This is a genomic window from Monashia sp. HAY1-2A (genome assembly GCF_056755315.1).
Genome location: NZ_JBNDHY010000865.1, coordinates 1 through 230 on the forward strand (window position 1 = coordinate 1; position 230 = coordinate 230).

General features: G+C 73.5%; 1 pseudogene. It reads left to right on the top strand.

From position 1 onward, the window contains the following. Nucleotides 1–230: pseudogene (locus ACPYOM_RS24230) on the top strand (M18 family aminopeptidase); the annotation flags it as partial.

Sequence of the window (230 nt, forward strand, 5' to 3'; positions counted from 1 at the left end):
GGCAAGCTCGGCTGGCTGCAGGCCGGCGTCGAGATCTACGGCGGCCCGCTGCTGAACTCGTGGCTCGACCGGGAGCTGCGCCTCGCGGGGCGCCTCGTCCTCGATGACGGCACGTCGGTGCTCGCGGCGACGGGGCCCCTCCTGCGGCTCCCGCAGCTCGCCATCCACCTCGACCGCGAGGTCAACGACCGCCTCGCGCTGGACAAGCAGTCCCAGACCCAGCCGGTGTG